General features: G+C 57.5%; 20 protein-coding genes. 7 read left to right on the top strand and 13 right to left on the bottom strand.

Translation table 11 applies throughout. The annotated features are described in order from the left end of the window. Window positions 1–531, top strand: a 531-nt coding sequence (locus AC0L2P_RS31595; protein ID WP_473507130.1) for an integrase core domain-containing protein, incomplete at its 5' end; no start/stop codon positions are given. A 58-nt stretch (window positions 532–589) separates the two neighbouring features. Here the strand turns inward: AC0L2P_RS31595 and AC0L2P_RS31590 are convergent. Then, window positions 590–1,177 carry a hypothetical protein gene (locus AC0L2P_RS31590; protein WP_473507128.1) on the bottom strand — a complete coding sequence of 196 codons (588 nt, stop codon included), beginning with the start codon at window positions 1,175–1,177 and terminating at the stop codon, window positions 590–592. Window positions 1,178–1,338: 161 nt separating this feature from the next. Here AC0L2P_RS31590 and AC0L2P_RS31585 point away from each other — a divergent pair, with 161 nt between their 5' ends. Beyond that, complete coding sequence (locus AC0L2P_RS31585; protein WP_473507126.1) at window positions 1,339–1,593, top strand: hypothetical protein; 255 nt, start codon at window positions 1,339–1,341, stop codon at window positions 1,591–1,593. Window positions 1,594–1,911: 318 nt separating this feature from the next. Here the strand turns inward: AC0L2P_RS31585 and AC0L2P_RS31580 are convergent, their stop codons facing one another. The 6 genes from AC0L2P_RS31580 to yhhA are packed head-to-tail and all read right to left on the bottom strand — an operon-like array spanning window position 1,912 to window position 7,271. Then, entirely contained in the window at window positions 1,912–3,006 is a 1,095-nt protein-coding gene (locus AC0L2P_RS31580) for a glycosyltransferase family 2 protein (protein ID WP_473507124.1), read from the bottom strand. Then, entirely contained in the window at window positions 2,972–3,535 is a 564-nt protein-coding gene (locus AC0L2P_RS31575) for a hypothetical protein (protein WP_473507122.1), read from the bottom strand. Before AC0L2P_RS31575 ends, AC0L2P_RS31580 begins: the two co-directional genes overlap by 35 nt. Continuing rightward, window positions 3,535–4,005, bottom strand: coding sequence for a GNAT family N-acetyltransferase (locus tag AC0L2P_RS31570; RefSeq protein ID WP_473507120.1), 471 nt, complete (start codon window positions 4,003–4,005; stop codon window positions 3,535–3,537). The genes AC0L2P_RS31575 and AC0L2P_RS31570 overlap by 1 nt, the downstream gene beginning before the upstream one ends. Next, complete coding sequence (locus tag AC0L2P_RS31565; RefSeq protein WP_473507118.1) at window positions 3,995–4,999, bottom strand: hypothetical protein; 1,005 nt, start codon at window positions 4,997–4,999, stop codon at window positions 3,995–3,997. Before AC0L2P_RS31565 ends, AC0L2P_RS31570 begins: the two co-directional genes overlap by 11 nt. Continuing rightward, window positions 4,996–7,137 (bottom strand): cyclophane-forming radical SAM/SPASM peptide maturase YhhB, encoded by a 2,142-nt coding sequence (gene yhhB / locus AC0L2P_RS31560; protein ID WP_473507116.1) that lies wholly within the window; start codon window positions 7,135–7,137, stop codon window positions 4,996–4,998. Before yhhB ends, AC0L2P_RS31565 begins: the two co-directional genes overlap by 4 nt. After that, complete coding sequence (gene yhhA, locus AC0L2P_RS31555) at window positions 7,134–7,271, bottom strand: YhhA family cyclophane-containing RiPP (RefSeq protein ID WP_473507131.1); 138 nt, start codon at window positions 7,269–7,271, stop codon at window positions 7,134–7,136. Before yhhA ends, yhhB begins: the two co-directional genes overlap by 4 nt. 649 nt (window positions 7,272–7,920) lie before the next feature. On the opposite strand from yhhA, the gene AC0L2P_RS31550 reads away from it, so the two are divergent. Beyond that, window positions 7,921–9,816 carry an SIR2 family protein gene (locus tag AC0L2P_RS31550; RefSeq protein ID WP_473507114.1) on the top strand — a complete coding sequence of 632 codons (1,896 nt, stop codon included), beginning with the start codon at window positions 7,921–7,923 and terminating at the stop codon, window positions 9,814–9,816. 144 nt (window positions 9,817–9,960) lie between these two features. Here the strand turns inward: AC0L2P_RS31550 and AC0L2P_RS31545 are convergent, their stop codons facing one another. Both AC0L2P_RS31545 and AC0L2P_RS31540 read right to left on the bottom strand, forming a co-directional pair. Then, window positions 9,961–11,259 carry a tyrosine-type recombinase/integrase gene (locus AC0L2P_RS31545; protein ID WP_473507112.1) on the bottom strand — a complete coding sequence of 433 codons (1,299 nt, stop codon included), beginning with the start codon at window positions 11,257–11,259 and terminating at the stop codon, window positions 9,961–9,963. Further along, window positions 11,256–11,519 (bottom strand): hypothetical protein, encoded by a 264-nt coding sequence (locus tag AC0L2P_RS31540; RefSeq protein WP_473507111.1) that lies wholly within the window; start codon window positions 11,517–11,519, stop codon window positions 11,256–11,258. The genes AC0L2P_RS31545 and AC0L2P_RS31540 overlap by 4 nt, the downstream gene beginning before the upstream one ends. Before the next feature lie 468 nt (window positions 11,520–11,987). On the opposite strand from AC0L2P_RS31540, the gene AC0L2P_RS31535 reads away from it, so the two are divergent. From AC0L2P_RS31535 to AC0L2P_RS31520, 4 genes are all read left to right on the top strand, one after another. Then, complete coding sequence (locus AC0L2P_RS31535) at window positions 11,988–12,959, top strand: DUF1612 domain-containing protein (protein WP_473507109.1); 972 nt, start codon at window positions 11,988–11,990, stop codon at window positions 12,957–12,959. A 37-nt stretch (window positions 12,960–12,996) separates the two neighbouring features. Next, window positions 12,997–13,110 (top strand): helix-turn-helix domain-containing protein, encoded by a 114-nt coding sequence (locus AC0L2P_RS31530; RefSeq protein ID WP_245485544.1) that lies wholly within the window; start codon window positions 12,997–12,999, stop codon window positions 13,108–13,110. Window positions 13,111–13,214: 104 nt separating this feature from the next. Beyond that, window positions 13,215–13,901: an XRE family transcriptional regulator gene (locus AC0L2P_RS31525; RefSeq protein ID WP_473507107.1), complete on the top strand. Its 687-nt coding sequence runs from the start codon at window positions 13,215–13,217 to the stop codon at window positions 13,899–13,901. Continuing rightward, a complete protein-coding gene (locus tag AC0L2P_RS31520; protein ID WP_473507105.1) occupies window positions 13,902–14,510 on the top strand; it encodes an RES family NAD+ phosphorylase in 609 nt (202 codons plus the stop codon). Between the two features lie 144 nt (window positions 14,511–14,654). On the opposite strand, the gene AC0L2P_RS31515 is transcribed toward AC0L2P_RS31520, so the two are convergent. The 4 genes from AC0L2P_RS31515 to AC0L2P_RS31500 all read right to left on the bottom strand — a co-directional run. Next, window positions 14,655–15,032, bottom strand: a complete 378-nt coding sequence (locus AC0L2P_RS31515) for a hypothetical protein (RefSeq protein ID WP_473507104.1) — start codon at window positions 15,030–15,032, stop codon at window positions 14,655–14,657. Continuing rightward, the gene (locus AC0L2P_RS31510; protein ID WP_473507102.1) at window positions 15,002–15,439 is read right to left on the bottom strand and encodes a hypothetical protein; all 438 of its coding nucleotides are present in this window, start codon (window positions 15,437–15,439) and stop codon (window positions 15,002–15,004) included. Before AC0L2P_RS31510 ends, AC0L2P_RS31515 begins: the two co-directional genes overlap by 31 nt. Before the next feature lie 27 nt (window positions 15,440–15,466). Next, window positions 15,467–16,003: a hypothetical protein gene (locus tag AC0L2P_RS31505; RefSeq protein WP_473507100.1), complete on the bottom strand. Its 537-nt coding sequence runs from the start codon at window positions 16,001–16,003 to the stop codon at window positions 15,467–15,469. 361 nt (window positions 16,004–16,364) lie between these two features. Continuing rightward, a partial coding sequence (locus AC0L2P_RS31500; protein ID WP_473507098.1) for a response regulator transcription factor occupies window positions 16,365–16,685 on the bottom strand: 321 nt, incomplete at its 5' end.

Here is a 16,685-nt window from a genome sequence, read left to right as displayed (position 1 = left end):
CGCTTCCGCATCCTGGCCGTCGTCGACGACTGCACGAGAGAGTGCCTGGCACTCATCGTTGATACGTCTCTCTCGGGCATGCGGGTTGCCCGCGAATTGGACCGGCTCATCATCGAGCGCGGCCGGCCGAGGATGATCGTCAGCGACAATGGCAGCGAGTTCACCTCGAACGCCATCCTCTCCTGGGCAGATCAGAACCGCGTCGAATGGCATTACATTGCGCCCGGCAAGCCGATGCAGAATGGCTTCATCGAGAGCTTCAACGGCCGACTGCGCGATGAACTGCTCAACGAGACGCTGTTCACCTCGCTGGCTCAGGCGCGCGTAGCCATCGCCCTGTGGCACGCCGACTACAACACTGCGCGGCCGCACTCCCAACTCGCCTGGCAGACACCGGCCGAGTTCGCTACCACCTTCAATCCGCGTCGGTCGCTCGCGCTGCGCTATGCCAAAGGCTCCGCGCCAGCGCCCGTCGCTTCACCCGCCCAGCAGGGCACAACCCACGCCGGAAACGAACTCAAAACTGGATAGAAACTGGGGGCAAGGTCACCAGTAATGTGATTTTGTTTGACAGATAGCCCATAGAAACTCACCAGACATTCGAACGAAACTGGCGTGAAGGCGGCGCTACCTGCGATCCCGTAGTCAGTTTTGCAGCCGTCACCAGCGGTAGCCTTATGATTGAGGGTACCCGGGTCGGCAAATTGACCGGCGTCAGGGCGTATTTCGGAGGAAGAGCGCCCAACAAGGGCAGGCGCCGGCTCCAAAATGTGTAGCTGACGGACTTGATGAGTTTTGTTGTGAGTGAGCTGTCTTCGTCCCAACTCATCTCCAATGTCGGGCGCTGCTTGTCGTCTGTCACCCTTCGTACAGTGCGGCGGGTTTCGACGATCGTGTTCTTGTCGCGAATATTGGCGGCAAAAGCTTCAGCGAAAGGACCGTTGATGCCCTTGACGGTATCGAGGGCGGAATTGTCTGTGATCAGTGCATCCATATCGTTTCCGGCGCCACCGATATCCCCATAGTCGAGGTCGACGCGGGAAATCTTGATCTCGCTTCCTGAAATGATCGGGGCGGGGGGATCGGCTCCTTCGACCGGGGCCGTGTCGGCCGAAGCAGAAGTTCCGCCGTAAAAATTGAATCTGGCTATCGTATTCCTGCCCAAGGCAAACTGCATCAGCTCCGCATGCCTGCCTACGTTTTAGGAAAGCGCGCGGGGCGTTGACGATGGTTTGAGCGTCAGTCGCGCCCGCCTCGGCGCGGGCATACAGCTCAGCAAGCTGGGCATCCTTCTGTACCAGAGCCGCGTTACCGCAGATCGCTTTTTCGATGGAGGTCTTGGCTGCGTCGCACCACGATTGCGATCGTGCGGCAGCAGAAGAAACGTCGCCGAAATTGAATCTGCTTATCGTATTCTGGCGTAAGGCAAACAGCATCAGCTCCGCACGCCTATCTGCGCTTCAGGAAGGCGCGTTGTGTATTGAGCATGTTTTGCGGATCGGACGCGTCCGCTTTGACGCGGGCAAAGAGCGCAGCAAGTTGTCATCTTTTTCCCCCAGACCCTTGTCCGCACAAATCGTCTTTTCAGAATGATCGGGCAAGCTGCTGGCGGAACGTATGATGAAGTCGTATCTGCCAATCTTTCCAAGCTCCAGGCTAGTACCGGCCCACGTCCTCGACGGGAATGGTGGCCTTGCGGCGTTACTGTGCCATGAGCAGCAAAGCGGTGTTGAGGGTGGGACGGCTATCATTGGCAGCGGTGGGGTTGATGCTTTCCTACTCGCGCACTTCTGACTTGAACCGCGCGCAGCAACGTATTGCTTCGGTTGAGTATTATTTGGCTCTAACGCGCCGAGGTGTTCATTTAGGCTGGGGTAGATTAGAAATTCGTTTTAGAAATGCCGACGGCGGCTAAGGCAGGGGATAATTGCCGGCCTTTTCTATGCAATCGGCGAAGAGTTCTGGTTGCCGTTCAGCCAGGTCGAAATATCCCTCCAGCAGTTGCGCCGGAGTAGTCCACAGGGACTCGGCCGCAACGTCGACTCTCTCCAGCAGTGGAACGAGGGGGGACCCCGTCAAGGATTTGATCGTTCGGCCATCAAGCGCCAACCGGACATGAGTGGGAACTAAAGCGAATAGGATCAGCGTGTGGACCTGTCGGACAAATACGGCCTTGGCGAACGCTTCCAAAGCATCCAACCTGTCGAATGCCCGCAGTGAGTGGTGGTTGGGCTGCAAATTGGCCCAACGTTGCCACCACCAGCTTTCCCGCGGAAATCCTGCTGTGGCGAATGTCCCTAGCGGGTTAGCCTCGATCTTGCGTCGTGATGGATAGGCCACCGCTTCTGCAGCGCGTGTGCGCCTTGCCCCAACCGTTTTCGCGCGGATAAAAAGCCGCGACGTTTCCGCGTGTATCTCGTCGCCTCTTGCATCAAACTCCCGGCGGTGTCCGCCCCATTTCAAATACTCGGAAAGGCGATATCCGGCGACCTTGTCGTCGACGATAACTTCGTCGGCTTCAGGCACAAAAAGGCGCGATACCGCTTCGTCGGCGCTTGCGCAGCACGCGTGGTAGCCGGGATATTCTGCAAGAAAAGATTCTGTCGTTCGGGCTATGCCTTCGATCAGATCTTGCGGCGCCGATCGTGCCGAAGCCGTCATAGAGGCGACAAAATCCCTATCATAGATCGTGTCGGCGTCGGCTTGAACGATCAAGAGCTCTTTATTGGAAATACTAAGTTCATCGGCGAAGGACTCGGCCATCAACACTCCCAGATGACGGGGCGGAACGTAACCGCGCTCGAGCGTCTGCCCCAACAGCACTGTTCCCAGGCTGGCATTCTTGATAGCCTCCATCACGTCAAGAGTGCCGTCAGTCGATCCGTTGTCGACTAGGATCAACACTGTATCGGAAGGGCTGGCACCCCTGCCGAAACCGAGCGAAATGCAGGTCTCGAGAAGCGAGGCCTTTTCATTTAGGCAGGGAACAACGACGGCTGTGTACACGGAAGCCTCGGGAAGGAAGGGGGTTGGCCAAGCGCTGTTGGAACCGGTACGATCGCCCTAGAACCTGCGTCGCCATGCTGAGCGACGCCCGACAATGCGCGGAACAGGGGACATGGCTGATGAGGGCGCGGCCTGCTGTATATTGCGAGACCGATGTCAACGAGAAATTCCCCACGTGACGCCGCATGGAAATCTGCTCCGACCAATCGTCCAGGTGCAGCTCGCCGACCCGCCGCGCTATGCGGGCACAGCATCGCGGATAGCCAAGCCACTGTCCCAGCCAGACCGTGTGTTCACCGGCGGTCTGGTCGATGGCAAGAAGCCGTCGTACGAGCACAGAACGTTTTGAGAAGACGACGAAATTATCCCGATCGCGGCAAAAATAGAGCCCTCTGAGCCTCGCCCAGCGTCCGATCTCGGCATCACTGACTTCGCCCTGCACTTCGGTCCGAAAGGCGGGTCGCACATTCAGCGTCACTTGGCACAGATCCACCATTGATGACGGCTTTAGCCATTTTGGCCGCATCATCACGCCGCTCGTCGCCAAACCATAAGAAGCTGCGTTGCACCCGGTCGCGCGTCTTCTTTGAACCCTGCTTCCTCCGCTGCCCGTCGTGAGGCAAGATTTGACTTGCGCATGTGGGCATAGATCACGTCGTATCGGCTCGCCTCGCATGCCTTGCGGTAAGCAACCCTACCGATCCGACGACCCTGACTTGGTTTATTGAGATAGATCTGAATAGAGGCGTGGCGGCCCACTGGTGGTTCATCGATCACATTGATGAAGACAACGCCTGCCCGTTTACCATTAGCCTCAATTTTCCAGGCCTCACCGCCGGGCCCTCCGCCACGTTCAGTTGTCCCTTTGGTGGGCGTGAGGACGACCAAATCAGGTAGGACAAACTCGGGGCTTGAGTTTGGCCGCACGGCTTTGGGTTTCGGCGTTGGCCGCTTAGGGCTGCGGCGAGGCGTACTCCGGGGGGAAGGCCTAGCGCTCATAGATGCGCTCCAAAGCGGGCACAATCCGATCTGTGGCCTCCTGCCAAAATTCAGCCGGGAAAAATCCTGGTGAATAAGCGACCACGATATCGACAAGCTGGGAGCCAAGACCGGACCGGTTAAGGGCGGCGGTCATGTCGTCGATCTTTCCCAAAATGTTGTCCAAAGGTGGATCGAAGGGCTTCTGACGGGTCTGCCAATCCGTATCCCCGTCATAGCGATTGTTGAAGAAATCCATATCGATATGAAGAACCGTTGGTCGGACTGGCAGGGCTTCGAGCCAATCATCGAGGTCGGGGGTCGAACGATACAACCCAGGCCCTGTCTGCCTTGCAGTTGGCGTCAGCTGCACTGCGGGTCGGAATTGGCTTGGGTCCAACAAATCGTCCGCCTGTCTGATCAGTCCAATTGCGAAATCCTGGGTCGCGTCGACCTTTGGAGGTTGGCAGAGCTGCCGAACCTCGGCGTTGGGAAAACGGTGCAGAAACGGGGTCAGGAAACTGCCCATCCCAACGGCACCGCTTTCTATGGCCGCGCGCACGCTCGCGGGATCGCCTAGATCGCAAAATGAGCCGGTGATGGGGTCTTTCCACCGGCCATTTTCCTCAAACAAGCGAGGGCTTGCCAGATCCCGGTGGTCGTCGACGTGCAGGATCAGCACATGCTCGTCTGGGCTGATGCCGGCAGCATGCGCCCATTCACTCCAGCTTTGAAGGGTCCAAGTGTCGTATAGAACGCTCAGCACGTGCTGCTTACGGGTGCGGGCCATGGCCATGGTCGGCAGGGTGACGTTATCGCCCCACCATGCCAAACCCTCTTGCAACTGCGGGTCGACGTGTCGGTCTAGCCCGTCCGGCCACGACAGGTTCAAATGCCAACCCGCGTCTCCCAGAACGGCATTCGCATCCTTGTCACAGAAATAGTCGCGAAGAACCGCGTGTCGGCTGGGTTTGGAGGCCGGCAGGCGATCGACCGGAAGCGTTAAGGTTGTCACGCTGCCTCTAGCACCGACTCCGAGGCTTTCTTGAGGACCTCGGTCAAAGAGCGTCCTGTCGTAGTAAGCGGGCAGCTCAAAAGCGTCGCGAAGGCCTCTGCAAGGTGCTCGTCGGTGTCCCTGATCTGGTTGACCGCGCGATTGTGGAGGCGCGATGGCCCATTGTGCAGCACGAACTGCCAAAATCGGCGCAGTTCGACGAACACAAAGACCGCATGAAGCAGTCCGGAAGGTGGCCGCAAATCCTCCCGCCAAGGGGAGACCACTCGCATGTCAGTCGGTTCGACTGTGGGCGAAATGCGTTCGAGCAGGTAGAGCTTCTGGTGGCGATGCTCGTGAATCAAGGAATCGGCCAGATCATAGGGATCAATCAGCCGGTCGCCTTGCCAGACAGACACATAAAGCGCCCCTGGTACGGTGTTGTCGCTGAAAGACACGATCTTCTCAGGATGGGCCAAGGGATCGCGAACGAATTGGACGGCGCGGCAGGCCATGCGTATCTCGTTTGCCAAAGCTGGGCGCCACGTTTCGACAATCCGCAACGCCTCCTCGACGACCGACCGTGCCTGCGTTGCAAAAGCCTCTGTTTCGAAATAGATGGCGTCGCCGAACGGTTTGCGCAGCCAGGGATCCTGGCTGGCGACGGCCAAGGAAGTCATGTCGTCTTCAGACCGGCCCAGCAACTCGCCAAGGTAAGCTGGGTCGGCCGACAAGGGTTGTCCGTCGACCGTATGCACCAGCCGTCCCAAATTCTGCGAGGTAAGCGTCCTTTGCCAGGCAACCGCTCCTGGCTGCTGGCAAAGGTCGGCCAGTCGCTCCGGCTCGGTTTCGCTGAGGTCGGCGACCTTTTGAAATTCGTCGGGAGGCAAAAAGCTAGCTGCTTCCAGAAACTCGCTCCTCAGAGCATTGCGCGATGCTTCGCACAGAAACGTCATCTCCGCAGCTCCAAGCTCGGCCGCTTCGTATTGGTCAAACCGGAAGGCGTCCGGTAGCGTCTCGGCCGGTCTCGCGCCGCCCTCCAATAGACCCTGGAGTCGTCCTTTGATGTGGGCGACGAGAGCAGTCATTTCCCTGCAATAGACTGTTGGGTTGTCGAAGCCGTTCGCGCCGTAGCGGTGCGGCAGCGAACCGCCACCGCAAATGTCGACGATCGCACATTCTTGACAGGTCACGCTGAGACCCGGCTTGCTGAGCAACTGTCTGTGCACGGCCAAGTGGTCGGATGAAGCGATTGACGAGATCTCAGTGTCGGCAACAGTCCCGCCGATTTTCGTCGCACCGTCCTTTGTGACCTTCAACACATCCAGGTCGTGGTAGCTGCCATCGGTCTCGATGCCAATGAGGCTTACGTCGCCAAGGCCAAAAGCGTCGGTGGTGGACGGCAGACCCGCGACCGCGTCAAGCAGCGACTCGAACGTTCGCACGGACAGGTGTGGGTAGTGATCAAGCCAGACATCAAAGGCATGGCAAAGCCAGGCTTCGTACAGATCAGGTTGTTCGCTGCGGCCAGTTGGCTGACGCAGATGGTGTGCATCCGGCAACAGAAAATCCAGCTTGGGAACCGCATGCGAGGCGAAGAAAGCCAGCAAGTCTTCCGAGGGCGTTGTGGGATCAACGACGGCGATGACGCCTGCAAAGATCTTGGGATGGCTATTGAGGCGCACCAGCGCATCCTGGACACGCTCGAAACTTGAACGGCCCCTCTTTGAATTGCGATGCTTGTCATTGGCGTATTTCGGCCCATCCAGGCTGAGCGAAATGCTGATATCGGCCGCCTCAAACGCCTCAAGTGCCGCTTCGGTCAATAAGAGGCCGTTTGTCTGCAATCCGATATCGACCGCCGATGGCGTCGCGGCGCGGATCTTGCCCGCGAAGGCTACCAGTGTCTCGACGCCGGCAAGCAAAGGCTCACCGCCGTGGAAGATGACCGTGCAGCGCTTTATCGATTCTTCAGCCAAATAAGTCGCCAGCCTTTCTACAAAAGCGCTACGATCGCCCACGGAGAGCAGCTTCGGCATCGAGCGCCAAGACTGATCCGCATGGTGGTAGACGTAGCAATAATCGCAGTCGAGGTTGCAGCGCGAGGCGACCTTGACCAGGAATGATGTAATCCGGGGAGGTGCCTCGCTAACTGTCATGACCGGCTGTGGCGGTGGTGCATCCTGTCATAGCTTGTGATGACGTCACTTGGCTCGGCCTGGGACAATACGCGTCCCTGCAGTCGCTGCAGGGCGGGGTTGGCCAGACGGCCCTTCAAAAGCGCCGTGCGCATGTCACGATTCGGCACGGTTGAAGGGGTGAATGGCTGTTGCTTATTTGGATTTGGCATTTGTAGCTCCAGATTTTTGACGAACCGATTATAGCATGCGGTAGCGCATACGCTACTAGATTTCAATTTGGCTGCTGAGGCCAAGTGGTTCGAATCGCAAGCCAAGAAACGTATTGAAATCGGTCCCAGAAATAAAAAATTCAATGATGTTGGCAGTCTAGCGATGCAGGATAGCCGCAATCGTCAAAAGAACACGCTTCATTGGGGTTTCTCTGTAAATTGCGCTACAAAACTTATAGGTAGTTTCCTTGTAACGGATGATATACATATCTACCGTTGAATTCACAAGAGATAAATCTTGCTTAAAATGCGGCGATCTTAGCTGTCTTACATAATTTTTTCCAACACATTGAAGACATCGTCCAAATTTTTTGTACAACTCAAGAGTATTCAATATTGGCGGTCAACCTAGGTGATATCCAGAATGGATTCGGTGTCTGCACCACTCGACGGTCCCGTTCCTGTGAGCGTGAGAGAGCTGAGCATACAGCTTAAGATTGCAAAATCGGGATGCGAGTGGGGAGACGGGCAGCGCTGCACGGGAGCGGTCTTTTTGGTAGGCGCCGGATGTTCGCGATCTGCCGGCATACCGATGGCCAGCGAAATAGCGAAGGATTTGACGCGCGAGTTGGCAAAACTTCAGAGCGCGCCTGAAACGGAGACGCTGGACCCGGCACGCGCTCTGATATGGCTCGATGAGCGGGAATATCTTACGGATATAGCTAGGCTGTTGCCCAACTTTGATGTGGGAGACCCCAACTGGGGACGGCTATACGGCTATCTGTTCGAGCAATTTTTTCGATCAGATAACAAACAGCGTGCAATCATAAAGGCAGCGATCGATCGCAGTGATGGCAAGGTGAATTGGGCCCACATTTGCCTTGGTGAGTTGGTGCGTTGCCACTATGCCCACACGGTCCTGACCACCAACTTTGATCAGCTCGTGCTCCAAGGCATTATCTTGGCGGGGATGATACCTGTGGTGGCTGATGGTCTGTCGGCGCTGAGCCGTGTTGCCTCACTCCCAGACCATCCGCAAGTCGTTCACCTGCACGGATCGATGTATACCTATGAGCTGAGAAACAGCGTGGGGGATACGTTCGCCACCCAAGATGCCCTGTCCATGCAGGGTACAATGTTTGGTCTGAAAGACGCTGAGCTGTTGGTTGTGGTTGGTTATTCAGGCAGCGAGGAGGGCGGCGTTGTCACCCTCCTGGAACGAGCCTGTGCAGCGATACCCAACCTGATGGTGTTTTGGGTCCTGTTTGAGGATTCAATTGAAGCGTTGAATCCCCGCGTCAGGAAAATGTTGGCAGGCCGAAACAAGTTTGCGATTCTGAATCAGGACGCTGACAAGTTCTTTGCACAGCTGGTCCGGGGTCTCGGATTTGGCGCACCTGGTTGGATGACCGACCCATTAGCTGTGCTCGACAGCCGAAAACAACTTATCGCGGATCCGACAGATCCGGTCATTGCACGCCTCAAACGCGACTTCGGCCTTGGGATCGGACGTTTGCGCAGCGCGTCAGCTCCAAGCGCTGAGGACATGATCCTCGAACAGGCAACGATTGACAGCCTCGGCGGACGGGACACCAGCGTTGTACTAGGTGTGACAGAAGCGATGGCATCGATCGACCCCGATGCTGCCAGATTACGGGCGATCAGTCTTGGTCGCCTAGGCAGCACCGCAAAGGCATCTGACCTGCTCGCTGCGAGTGTGAAGGCCTGGGCGGCATTCTTTGAAGCCGGCGGGGCCGATGACGGCAAGGCACGTACAATTTTGGCACAGACCCTCTTCGATCTTGCAGAAGCGCCTGGGAACCAAAATGGTGTCCAGTCGAAAGAAGCCTTCCGCCGAGCCATGGAAACATTCCGCGCTGCGACTGAGGAGATCAATCCAACACTTGCGCGATCGGACTGGATCGAATCTGCCTTGGGGTTTGCAGAGTCGGTTGCTGAGCAGGGAGACGAAGGAGCCGCGGTGAATGACCTCACCGCCGCTATCGAAATTCTGGACCGGGCGCTCACGGTTTTGACCGGAGGCTCACAATCGCGTCAAAAATTGGCTGCCGAAGAGCGGCTAGGGATTCTGCTGTGCATGCGCGCCCGGCAAAGCAAGTCAGAGGCCGATTATCACAGAGCGATAGATATCCTGGAGGACGTTTCGCAGCGGGCAGTCGCTCGTGAATCGTGGTCGGCGGGTGTCGTGAGGAATCTGGCGGTGGCTTTCCGTGGGTTGGCCGAATTGATCCAACACGACGCGCCGGACGAGGCTAGGGCCAGTTACCGTCGTGCCGCAGATCTTTATCAGGAGTCTGCCAGACTTTATCTGGGTGGCCTTCGCGATATAGACGAAAGCGAGGCACTTCAGGCTGCCATGTGGGCTTACGAAGAGGCGGAGAAACTCTACTTAGTTCTCAAAGATGCCGATGCCGCGATTCTGATCGAAGGAGAATTGCGTCGCATCCACTCCGAGCTCGAAACATAACCGCGTCAGGTCAGTTCGCGACGATGTCCACACCAACCAGAATGTCAGCTGTAGCGGTTTCGCAGCCCCCGAAGCCGCCGGTCTGCTCGGCCCAATTGCGGCCGTTCTGGAGGGTGGCTCCGAACGTTCGCATACGACGTTAAGCTATCGACTGTTTGGCGTCACGGGAGCATGCGGAACCATACGGGAAGATTTCTGATTTTGGCCCACGAAAAACTGAACATAATCATTGATTTGCACTGGCCCTCCGGGCCCACCATTATCGTTGTTTATAAATACTTTAAGGGGTGGTTCGCCACGAGATTCGCCAATAGGTTCGCCAAGCATCGGCTTGCGCGTGACTAGCCGCACGACTCGATCCATCCCCTGGACTGCCAGGCGAACCTGCGATGCCTCGCGCGAATAGAGTTCGGCATGTTCGATATCGTCGTGCCCCAGCACGTCCATGAGCTGTCTGGTTGAGGCTTCTGCTTCCGCCAGATAAACGCCAAGCGACTTCCTCAATCCATGCAGGGTCAGTCCCTTCGGCAGACCCGCAAGCTTGCACCAATGCGCCATCATTCCTGTCAGTGATTTGGCGGAGAACGGCTCCCCATAGGCGTTGACCAGCACGGTTTCACCGCGCCTGTCAGCTGCATCCAAGATCTCGGACAGCATCGGTGTAATCGGCACAAAAAGCCGTTTGCCGCCAGTCCGCCCCTTATTTTTGCTCTGAACGATATCAAACCCGTCGAAATGGCGCTCGACACCATCGATGAAGACACGGCGGGCGACTCTCTGGTCCCAACGCAGACCTGCGACGTCACCGCGGCGGTTGCCGAGCCAAAGCGCCAAACCATAGCAAGTGCGTGCTGCGCTACCGAGCTGCCAACGGTTTTCGAATTGCGCCATCGCTTCGCGCGACCAGGCTTTCCAACCTGCATAGGCGGGCCGCCACTCGACCGCCGCTGTGGGATCGATTTCGATCCAGTCTTGCCGCAGTGCGACATATACCAGCTTGCGTATGCCAACTAGCAGATGCTTGGCCTTATGGGGCGTGGCGATGAAGCGGCCAAGAAGCTCTTCAACATGGATGCGTCTAAGGTTCTTAACCGCTACATCCCGCCAGATGAGCGGGTGATCTGCGACCACACGCAGTTCTAGAAATTCTTCGATTAGCCGCGTGTTCTTGCGTTTGCTGGCCTCGTCAAGCGCCAGCCATTTGACTGAGATCTTCAACCGTTGGAAAGCGGCTCCAAACGTGCCCGGCAAGGCGGCTCCAGGCATTCGGACGACGGGAGCCTTGGGGACCTTCCGGCCCTCCACCGCTGCTTGGTAGGCCTCCTTGAATTCCGGCTGATTGGGAGCTGGCAGACTAACCACACGCTCCTTCGTCCGATAGCGCCAGCGAACTTTGCCATGGCGGTCGGTGTAGGAGGAGAGGCCGGGATATTTGTCGGTCATGGCAGAATGAATCTATTTCCTGCGATGTTTCCCTTGCAACAGGAAGTCGACGATATTTTCTTCATATCTCCCGGCAGATCGCCAAAGGCCGCTTCGAGTTTGAGCCGATCCCAAATCACGCGGCCGTCAACTTTCTTCGGCTTCGGCATGCGGCGATCAGCAACCATTTGGTCGAATTTGGTCATGCCCACGCCAACATATCGGGCGGCTTCTTCGCGTGAGAGACCGCGAGGAGGATATGAGAGGGTGTCGCTTTTCATGACCTCGCCCCGGTATGTGTCCGCCCTTGTGCGCGGATTTCCGTTCCGAGATCAGGATCTAGATTGTATCAGTCACTGTCGAAAGGGCGCCGATCAAGCTGTGCGGTAAATTGCGGTCAGGACGTATAAATAGGATGGTTGTGTGAGTTCGGGGGTTCGAGTCGAGAGAGCGCTACCGCCTTTCCCCACATCCGCGGTACCTACTTCGTTGCCGCGGGTGAAGCGCCAGCTGGGTCCCCATTTGAGCGCATACTGCGAAACAAGTATCCCAAAGACTATGATCGAAAACGCACTCGCGTTGTTGACGGGCTCGGGGGGGGAAGCAAAGACGCAATAATCATCGGATGTATCATTGTATTCTCTAAGTATCGATAAGTGGCAATTATCGATAGTGAGAAAGACGCAAGAGAAAATCCCCTGCAAGTCAACTTAACTGCCGGATAGCTTGACTAACGCGAATCAGCCATCATGAAAACAATGGCTTACGATATCGGTGATTTGTCCCTCAAAACCCTGATCGGACCGGTTGCCCGCGCCACCGAGGTTTTGGCCCGCCTTGACGAGCGGCTGGCTCGTTCCCCCGCCCGCGACGGCTTTGTCGAGCGCCAGCACTTCGCCGACGCGGCCGCCGCGCTCTGGCTCGAGGGCGAGCTCGTCCACCTCGAGACCTCGTCCTGCACGACGCCCACATGGACATTCGCCCCCAACCCACGAACTCACCCGCGCGCACGCGGTGCTGCGTACCCGTCGGCGCATTTTTGTGCAGAAGCCAAACTGGGCGCTCAGTCGCGACGGTTTTTTGGCCCTGACCGGCCGGGGTGGCGTCATTCGGGGGCAGAACAAAAAAGCCGGGAAGGGGAGCGGGCCAGCGCCATTGAGGCTGATGGTCGGGATGTCGCTGACGACGATCTTCTGGCCGAAGAATTTGCCGAGATCGATGCTGTCCTGGCACGCTCGTCAAAGATTCTCAGCGGCGCCGACGTTCCTGGTCGAAAGGATGAAACGTCACGACGTGACCAAAACGGCCTGATCTACGATCTCGACTGGAATGAAGAAGAACGGCTGGCCGAATGGCGGGATGTGATGGCCAGGGCCCGCGATCTTCCGGTCGTTCTGCGCGCCGCGGTCCTGCTCGAAGCCTGGTCGGACATCGAGGTGCTGCAGCATGCCACATGGCTCGGGCCGCTGTTGGTCGCCGCGCTGCTGCGGCAGGAGGGTCTTGCCGCCAACCATCTCGTCAGCCTGCAGCTCGGCGCCAAGAACATCCCACGAGAGCGGCGGCGGGCGCGCAATCGTTCGGATCGGTTGTTGGCTTTTGTCGATGCCATCCATGAGGCAGCGCTTGCCGGGTTGAAACAGCATGACCGGCTGGTGATGGCGAAAAGCCAGATGGAACGGCGGCTGCGGGAGCGGCGCGTCAGTTCAAACTTTCCGACCTGATCGAGCTGGTGCGTCGCGGCCACTTGTCTCGACTGGCATGGTTCAGAAGGGGCTAAAAGTGACAAAACAGGGGGCGCTGAATCTGGTCGGTGAGCTTGGGTTGCGCGAGATGACGGGGAGGGGAAGGTTTCGGGCGTGGGGGATTGTGTGAGCCCTCAGTCGGTCACGATAACGATTCCACCGCCTTTACGAAATTATCGAACTTGACGAACTTACGATCTGTAACCACATTGGTGACAGCAGGAGGTTGTCACCATGGCCGCTCCAAAACGCAGCAATCATAGCGGGACCGCATCCCATGCGGGAGTCGCCGCCCTGAGTTTTACCGCGAAGTTGCCGGCACAGGCCGATTTCAAAAAGGTGTTGCTCGAACGCTATCAGGAGGCGATCGCACGCAGCCGCAAGATCGGCCATCGCGTATCGTTCCGGGTAGAGGTCGATCCGGCCGCCGGCGCGCAGACGATCACGCCGGTCGAGGAACAGCCGAGCGCTTCAGATGACATGTTTCCCGTCGAGGATACGGGCAAGCCTGACGCTGAGCTTGAAGCGGCGCTCGCCAAGGCGCGCGAACTCGGTCGCAAGCGTGTTGCCGAAATTGTCGACGGCGAAGATATGCTAAGTGCGGAAGCCTTTGCCAAGCTGCTCGGCACGTCGCGGGTGACGGTCAACGCCAAGCGGCAGAATGGTCAGGTGCTCGGGGTCAATGGCGCCAAGCGCGGCTTCCGCTTTCCTGTCTGGCAGTTCGACAATGACGGCCGGCCGTTCGGTGCATTGCCGGCGCTCCACGCGACGTTGGGCAACAATGCCTGGGCTGTCTACCGGTTTTTGGTGTCACCCCATGGTGCGCTCGATGGGCGGTCGGGTCTTCGGGCCCTTCAGCAAGGTGATGATACCTCGGTGTTGGCAGTGGCGGAAGGTATGGCCAGGGGCGATTTCGACTGAATGCCCGGCGTTCTACCTCCACCCGATTTCGGGCGCGCAAAGCTCGAAATCGAGACCATACCGCCGGGGCGGACATTCGGTCGGATCTACTGGAGCACCTATCCTGATCCCCTCGGATACGGGAAGTCGGCGAGCCGTTTCAGCGATCCGCGGCGTCGTGTTACTGCCAACCGTTTTGGCGTTCTCTACCTCGGCGACTCTCTGAAGGTTTGCTTCCTCGAGACCGTGCTCCGAGATCGGCGCGAAGGACTATTCGACGACCTCCCGATAGAGGAGGTGGAACTGACCCAACGGCGCTATGCGGAGATCACGACTACGGCGGACCTTCGCCTAGTAGACCTCGGGGGCGACAACGCCGTCAGAATGGGCGTGCCAACGGATGTCGTTCGGGCGCAGCGCCAGAACTTGGCTCGCCGATGGTCGGTGGCGTTTCACGAGCACCCGTCTAAGCCTGATGGAATCATTTACCCCTCGCGCCTCAATGGCGCGACCAATCTCGCCATCTACGATCGTTCGATGGGAAAGCTACAGGCGAAGCGCGTTGTGACGCTCCTCGGCGCGCCGGGATTGGGCCAGGCTCTCGATGATTTCAAAGTCGGTTTGGTGTAGTGCTTTGGCCCGGTCGTGTGGCACGACAAGGGCTGTCGGATCAGGTGGCATTAAACGACTGAAATGGGCCGTTAGCGGACGACCGGTTTGGCATGAGACCAACAAATTCGGATACCGAGCACGGCGATGGTGGGCTCTGCCGATCTAAACCGCAGAGCCCAAGGCGGCAACAAGAGTGGGATGCAGGGTGAGCTGGACACCCTCGTTTGCCTTGACCAAGGCCGCCAAATACTGGCGCTTATATCCCGAGTCGAAGATGTATTTTGGAGCGCCATTGTCCAAAACTCCGACGCTGCCATTCCAGAGCATGACGTCGAGCAGCTTCTCCACGTTGTCCGGCGTCTTCATCTGCTTTGCCGCTATGTACCGGAACTTTGCCGCCGTTAGTCCATCGCGATGCTGTAGAATCTCAAAGAGTAGGTCCGATCCGTTCGGGACTAGATCGGCGATCTCGCGGTCCAAATCTTCCAACACCTGCCATCCTAGCTCCCTCAATGCGACGACGTAGTCCTCTTCCTCCATCCGACCAGAACGTTGGCTTCGCCGAGTAGAGTTCGCTGATAGCCGTCGGTCTCTAGGAAATGGTCTGCAAGCGAAGTTGCTTCATTCTCGGCTACAGGATCGCCGCAACTCAATCGTTCAAGCAGGTTTTCGTGATCTGGCTTAATCGAGACGAACTCGTTGGCAACGTCTGCCACGCGTAACCTGAAAGCGCCAATGATCTCATCGATGTCCCCTAGTTTCCACCACCGGTCGGCTTGGTCCTGTAGGTCCAGTGGAAGGCTGGACTTCTGGTGAGCTATTAACAATGCCGGAATGTTGCGACCGCGGGCAATGCCGTAAATGAACGCCGCTCTTTGATTATTGCGAGCAGCCTGCTCGCTGTCACCTTCCATCCAGAAAGCGATGATGCCGAACGAGGAAGCCACCTGTTCATAGGCTTCGCTGGCGTTTAGTCAGCTGATCTCGCTCGAATTGAAGTTGCGGAATTTGATCCGCGCAATCTTCTTTACGGCGCTGGTCGTCCGTAGGGTGGATTCAGTAGGGGTCGGAAGTTGAAGGATGAAAACCGGCTGATCCTTATTTTTAGCCAGTTCAGCCCAGCGGGTCGTTTCGTCGCGTTTCGATAGGGTGCGAACAAGAACGTGATCATAATCGTAGCCGTCATAGCCCAAGGTATCTAGCAAGCCGATGGCTTTGACCGGTTGGAAGTCCATGTGGGTTGAGCGGATTAATCGCGTGGGCTTTTGTAATCCGATCGCAAATCCCAGCTCGTAGGTCACGTTGTGATTGACGAGAGAGATGTCGGCAATGAAAGCGTCGGCGCCTTCGATCCAGCTTTCCACCGACCGCGCAACTGGTGAGCCCGACGTGTCAAGTGTCGACCATGGCGTTATTGATCGATCGGAAGTTGAAGCCGATTTGCAGGCTGCGACAATCATATCACCATGGAACTGATTACCGGAGGCGTATGCGACAAAAACCGACGTCACTTGCAGCTTACCCCCGAATCCAGCAGCTGAGCCTATCGACAATAGACCGAACGCTCAACTGCAGTTTCCGATATCTTGCGACTATCGTTGTGCAGTTCAGCCACCACCATCGTTCGTAGTCGAAGTAACATTGCCGCTGGCATACCTTCGAGTCTGCCGGCACCCTTCCCCCTTTGACCGCAACGACGCCGTTCGTAGATTGAGTTGAAAGGTTTGGATTTTAGCGGATAGAGTACGTTATGAGTTCCAACATCATCAGGCCGGCCCGGTTTACGGATTACCGTTGCAAGAACCTGATACTGCTCCTGCGGTCTTGCTCTTGGGAAAGCAAGGCGCTGCTGGGCAGCCGCAGATTATTTGGCTAAATTTCGAAATCCGGCCCAACGGCCTCGACTAGCGCGTCCATCAACACCTGCCCCGAGAACGGCTTTTCGAGATAGGCACTGCAACCTGCGGCCGCGGCAGCCCGCCGGGTCACCTCGCTGTCCTGGCCGGTTACGAGCACAACTGGGGTTCTGGACCCCGACCGATTGAGCCGGCACAAAAGTTCGAGACCGGAGATGCCGTCGAGATGAATATCAAGAATGAGACATGATGCCTTGGCTGGATCAGCCGCCGCCTCAAACTCCTCGGCCGATGAGAACGACCTGACCTCGAAGCCGTGAGCGCGGAGCAGGCGCTC

This window comes from Mesorhizobium sp. WSM4836 (assembly GCF_055811815.1).
The sequence above is the reverse complement of the archived record's forward strand: the minus strand, read 5'-3'. Positions and strand labels throughout refer to the sequence as shown.

Coding starts and splice junctions, on each gene's coding strand:
- AC0L2P_RS31590 (WP_473507128.1), bottom strand. CDS start 1,177: ATGCAGTTTGCCTTGGGCAGGAATACGATAGCCAGATTCAATTTTTAC.
- AC0L2P_RS31575 (WP_473507122.1), bottom strand. CDS start 3,535: ATGATGCGGCCAAAATGGCTAAAGCCGTCATCAATGGTGGATCTGTGC.
- AC0L2P_RS31570 (WP_473507120.1), bottom strand. CDS start 4,005: ATGAGCGCTAGGCCTTCCCCCCGGAGTACGCCTCGCCGCAGCCCTAAG.
- yhhB (WP_473507116.1), bottom strand. CDS start 7,137: ATGACAGTTAGCGAGGCACCTCCCCGGATTACATCATTCCTGGTCAAG.
- yhhA (WP_473507131.1), bottom strand. CDS start 7,271: ATGCGCACGGCGCTTTTGAAGGGCCGTCTGGCCAACCCCGCCCTGCAG.
- AC0L2P_RS31550 (WP_473507114.1), top strand. CDS start 7,921: ATGGCCAGCGAAATAGCGAAGGATTTGACGCGCGAGTTGGCAAAACTT.
- AC0L2P_RS31545 (WP_473507112.1), bottom strand. CDS start 11,259: ATGACCGACAAATATCCCGGCCTCTCCTCCTACACCGACCGCCATGGC.
- AC0L2P_RS31540 (WP_473507111.1), bottom strand. CDS start 11,519: ATGAAAAGCGACACCCTCTCATATCCTCCTCGCGGTCTCTCACGCGAA.
- AC0L2P_RS31535 (WP_473507109.1), top strand. CDS start 11,988: ATGAAAACAATGGCTTACGATATCGGTGATTTGTCCCTCAAAACCCTG.
- AC0L2P_RS31530 (WP_245485544.1), top strand. CDS start 12,997: ATGGTTCAGAAGGGGCTAAAAGTGACAAAACAGGGGGCGCTGAATCTG.
- AC0L2P_RS31525 (WP_473507107.1), top strand. CDS start 13,215: ATGGCCGCTCCAAAACGCAGCAATCATAGCGGGACCGCATCCCATGCG.
- AC0L2P_RS31520 (WP_473507105.1), top strand. CDS start 13,902: ATGCCCGGCGTTCTACCTCCACCCGATTTCGGGCGCGCAAAGCTCGAA.
- AC0L2P_RS31515 (WP_473507104.1), bottom strand. CDS start 15,032: ATGGAGGAAGAGGACTACGTCGTCGCATTGAGGGAGCTAGGATGGCAG.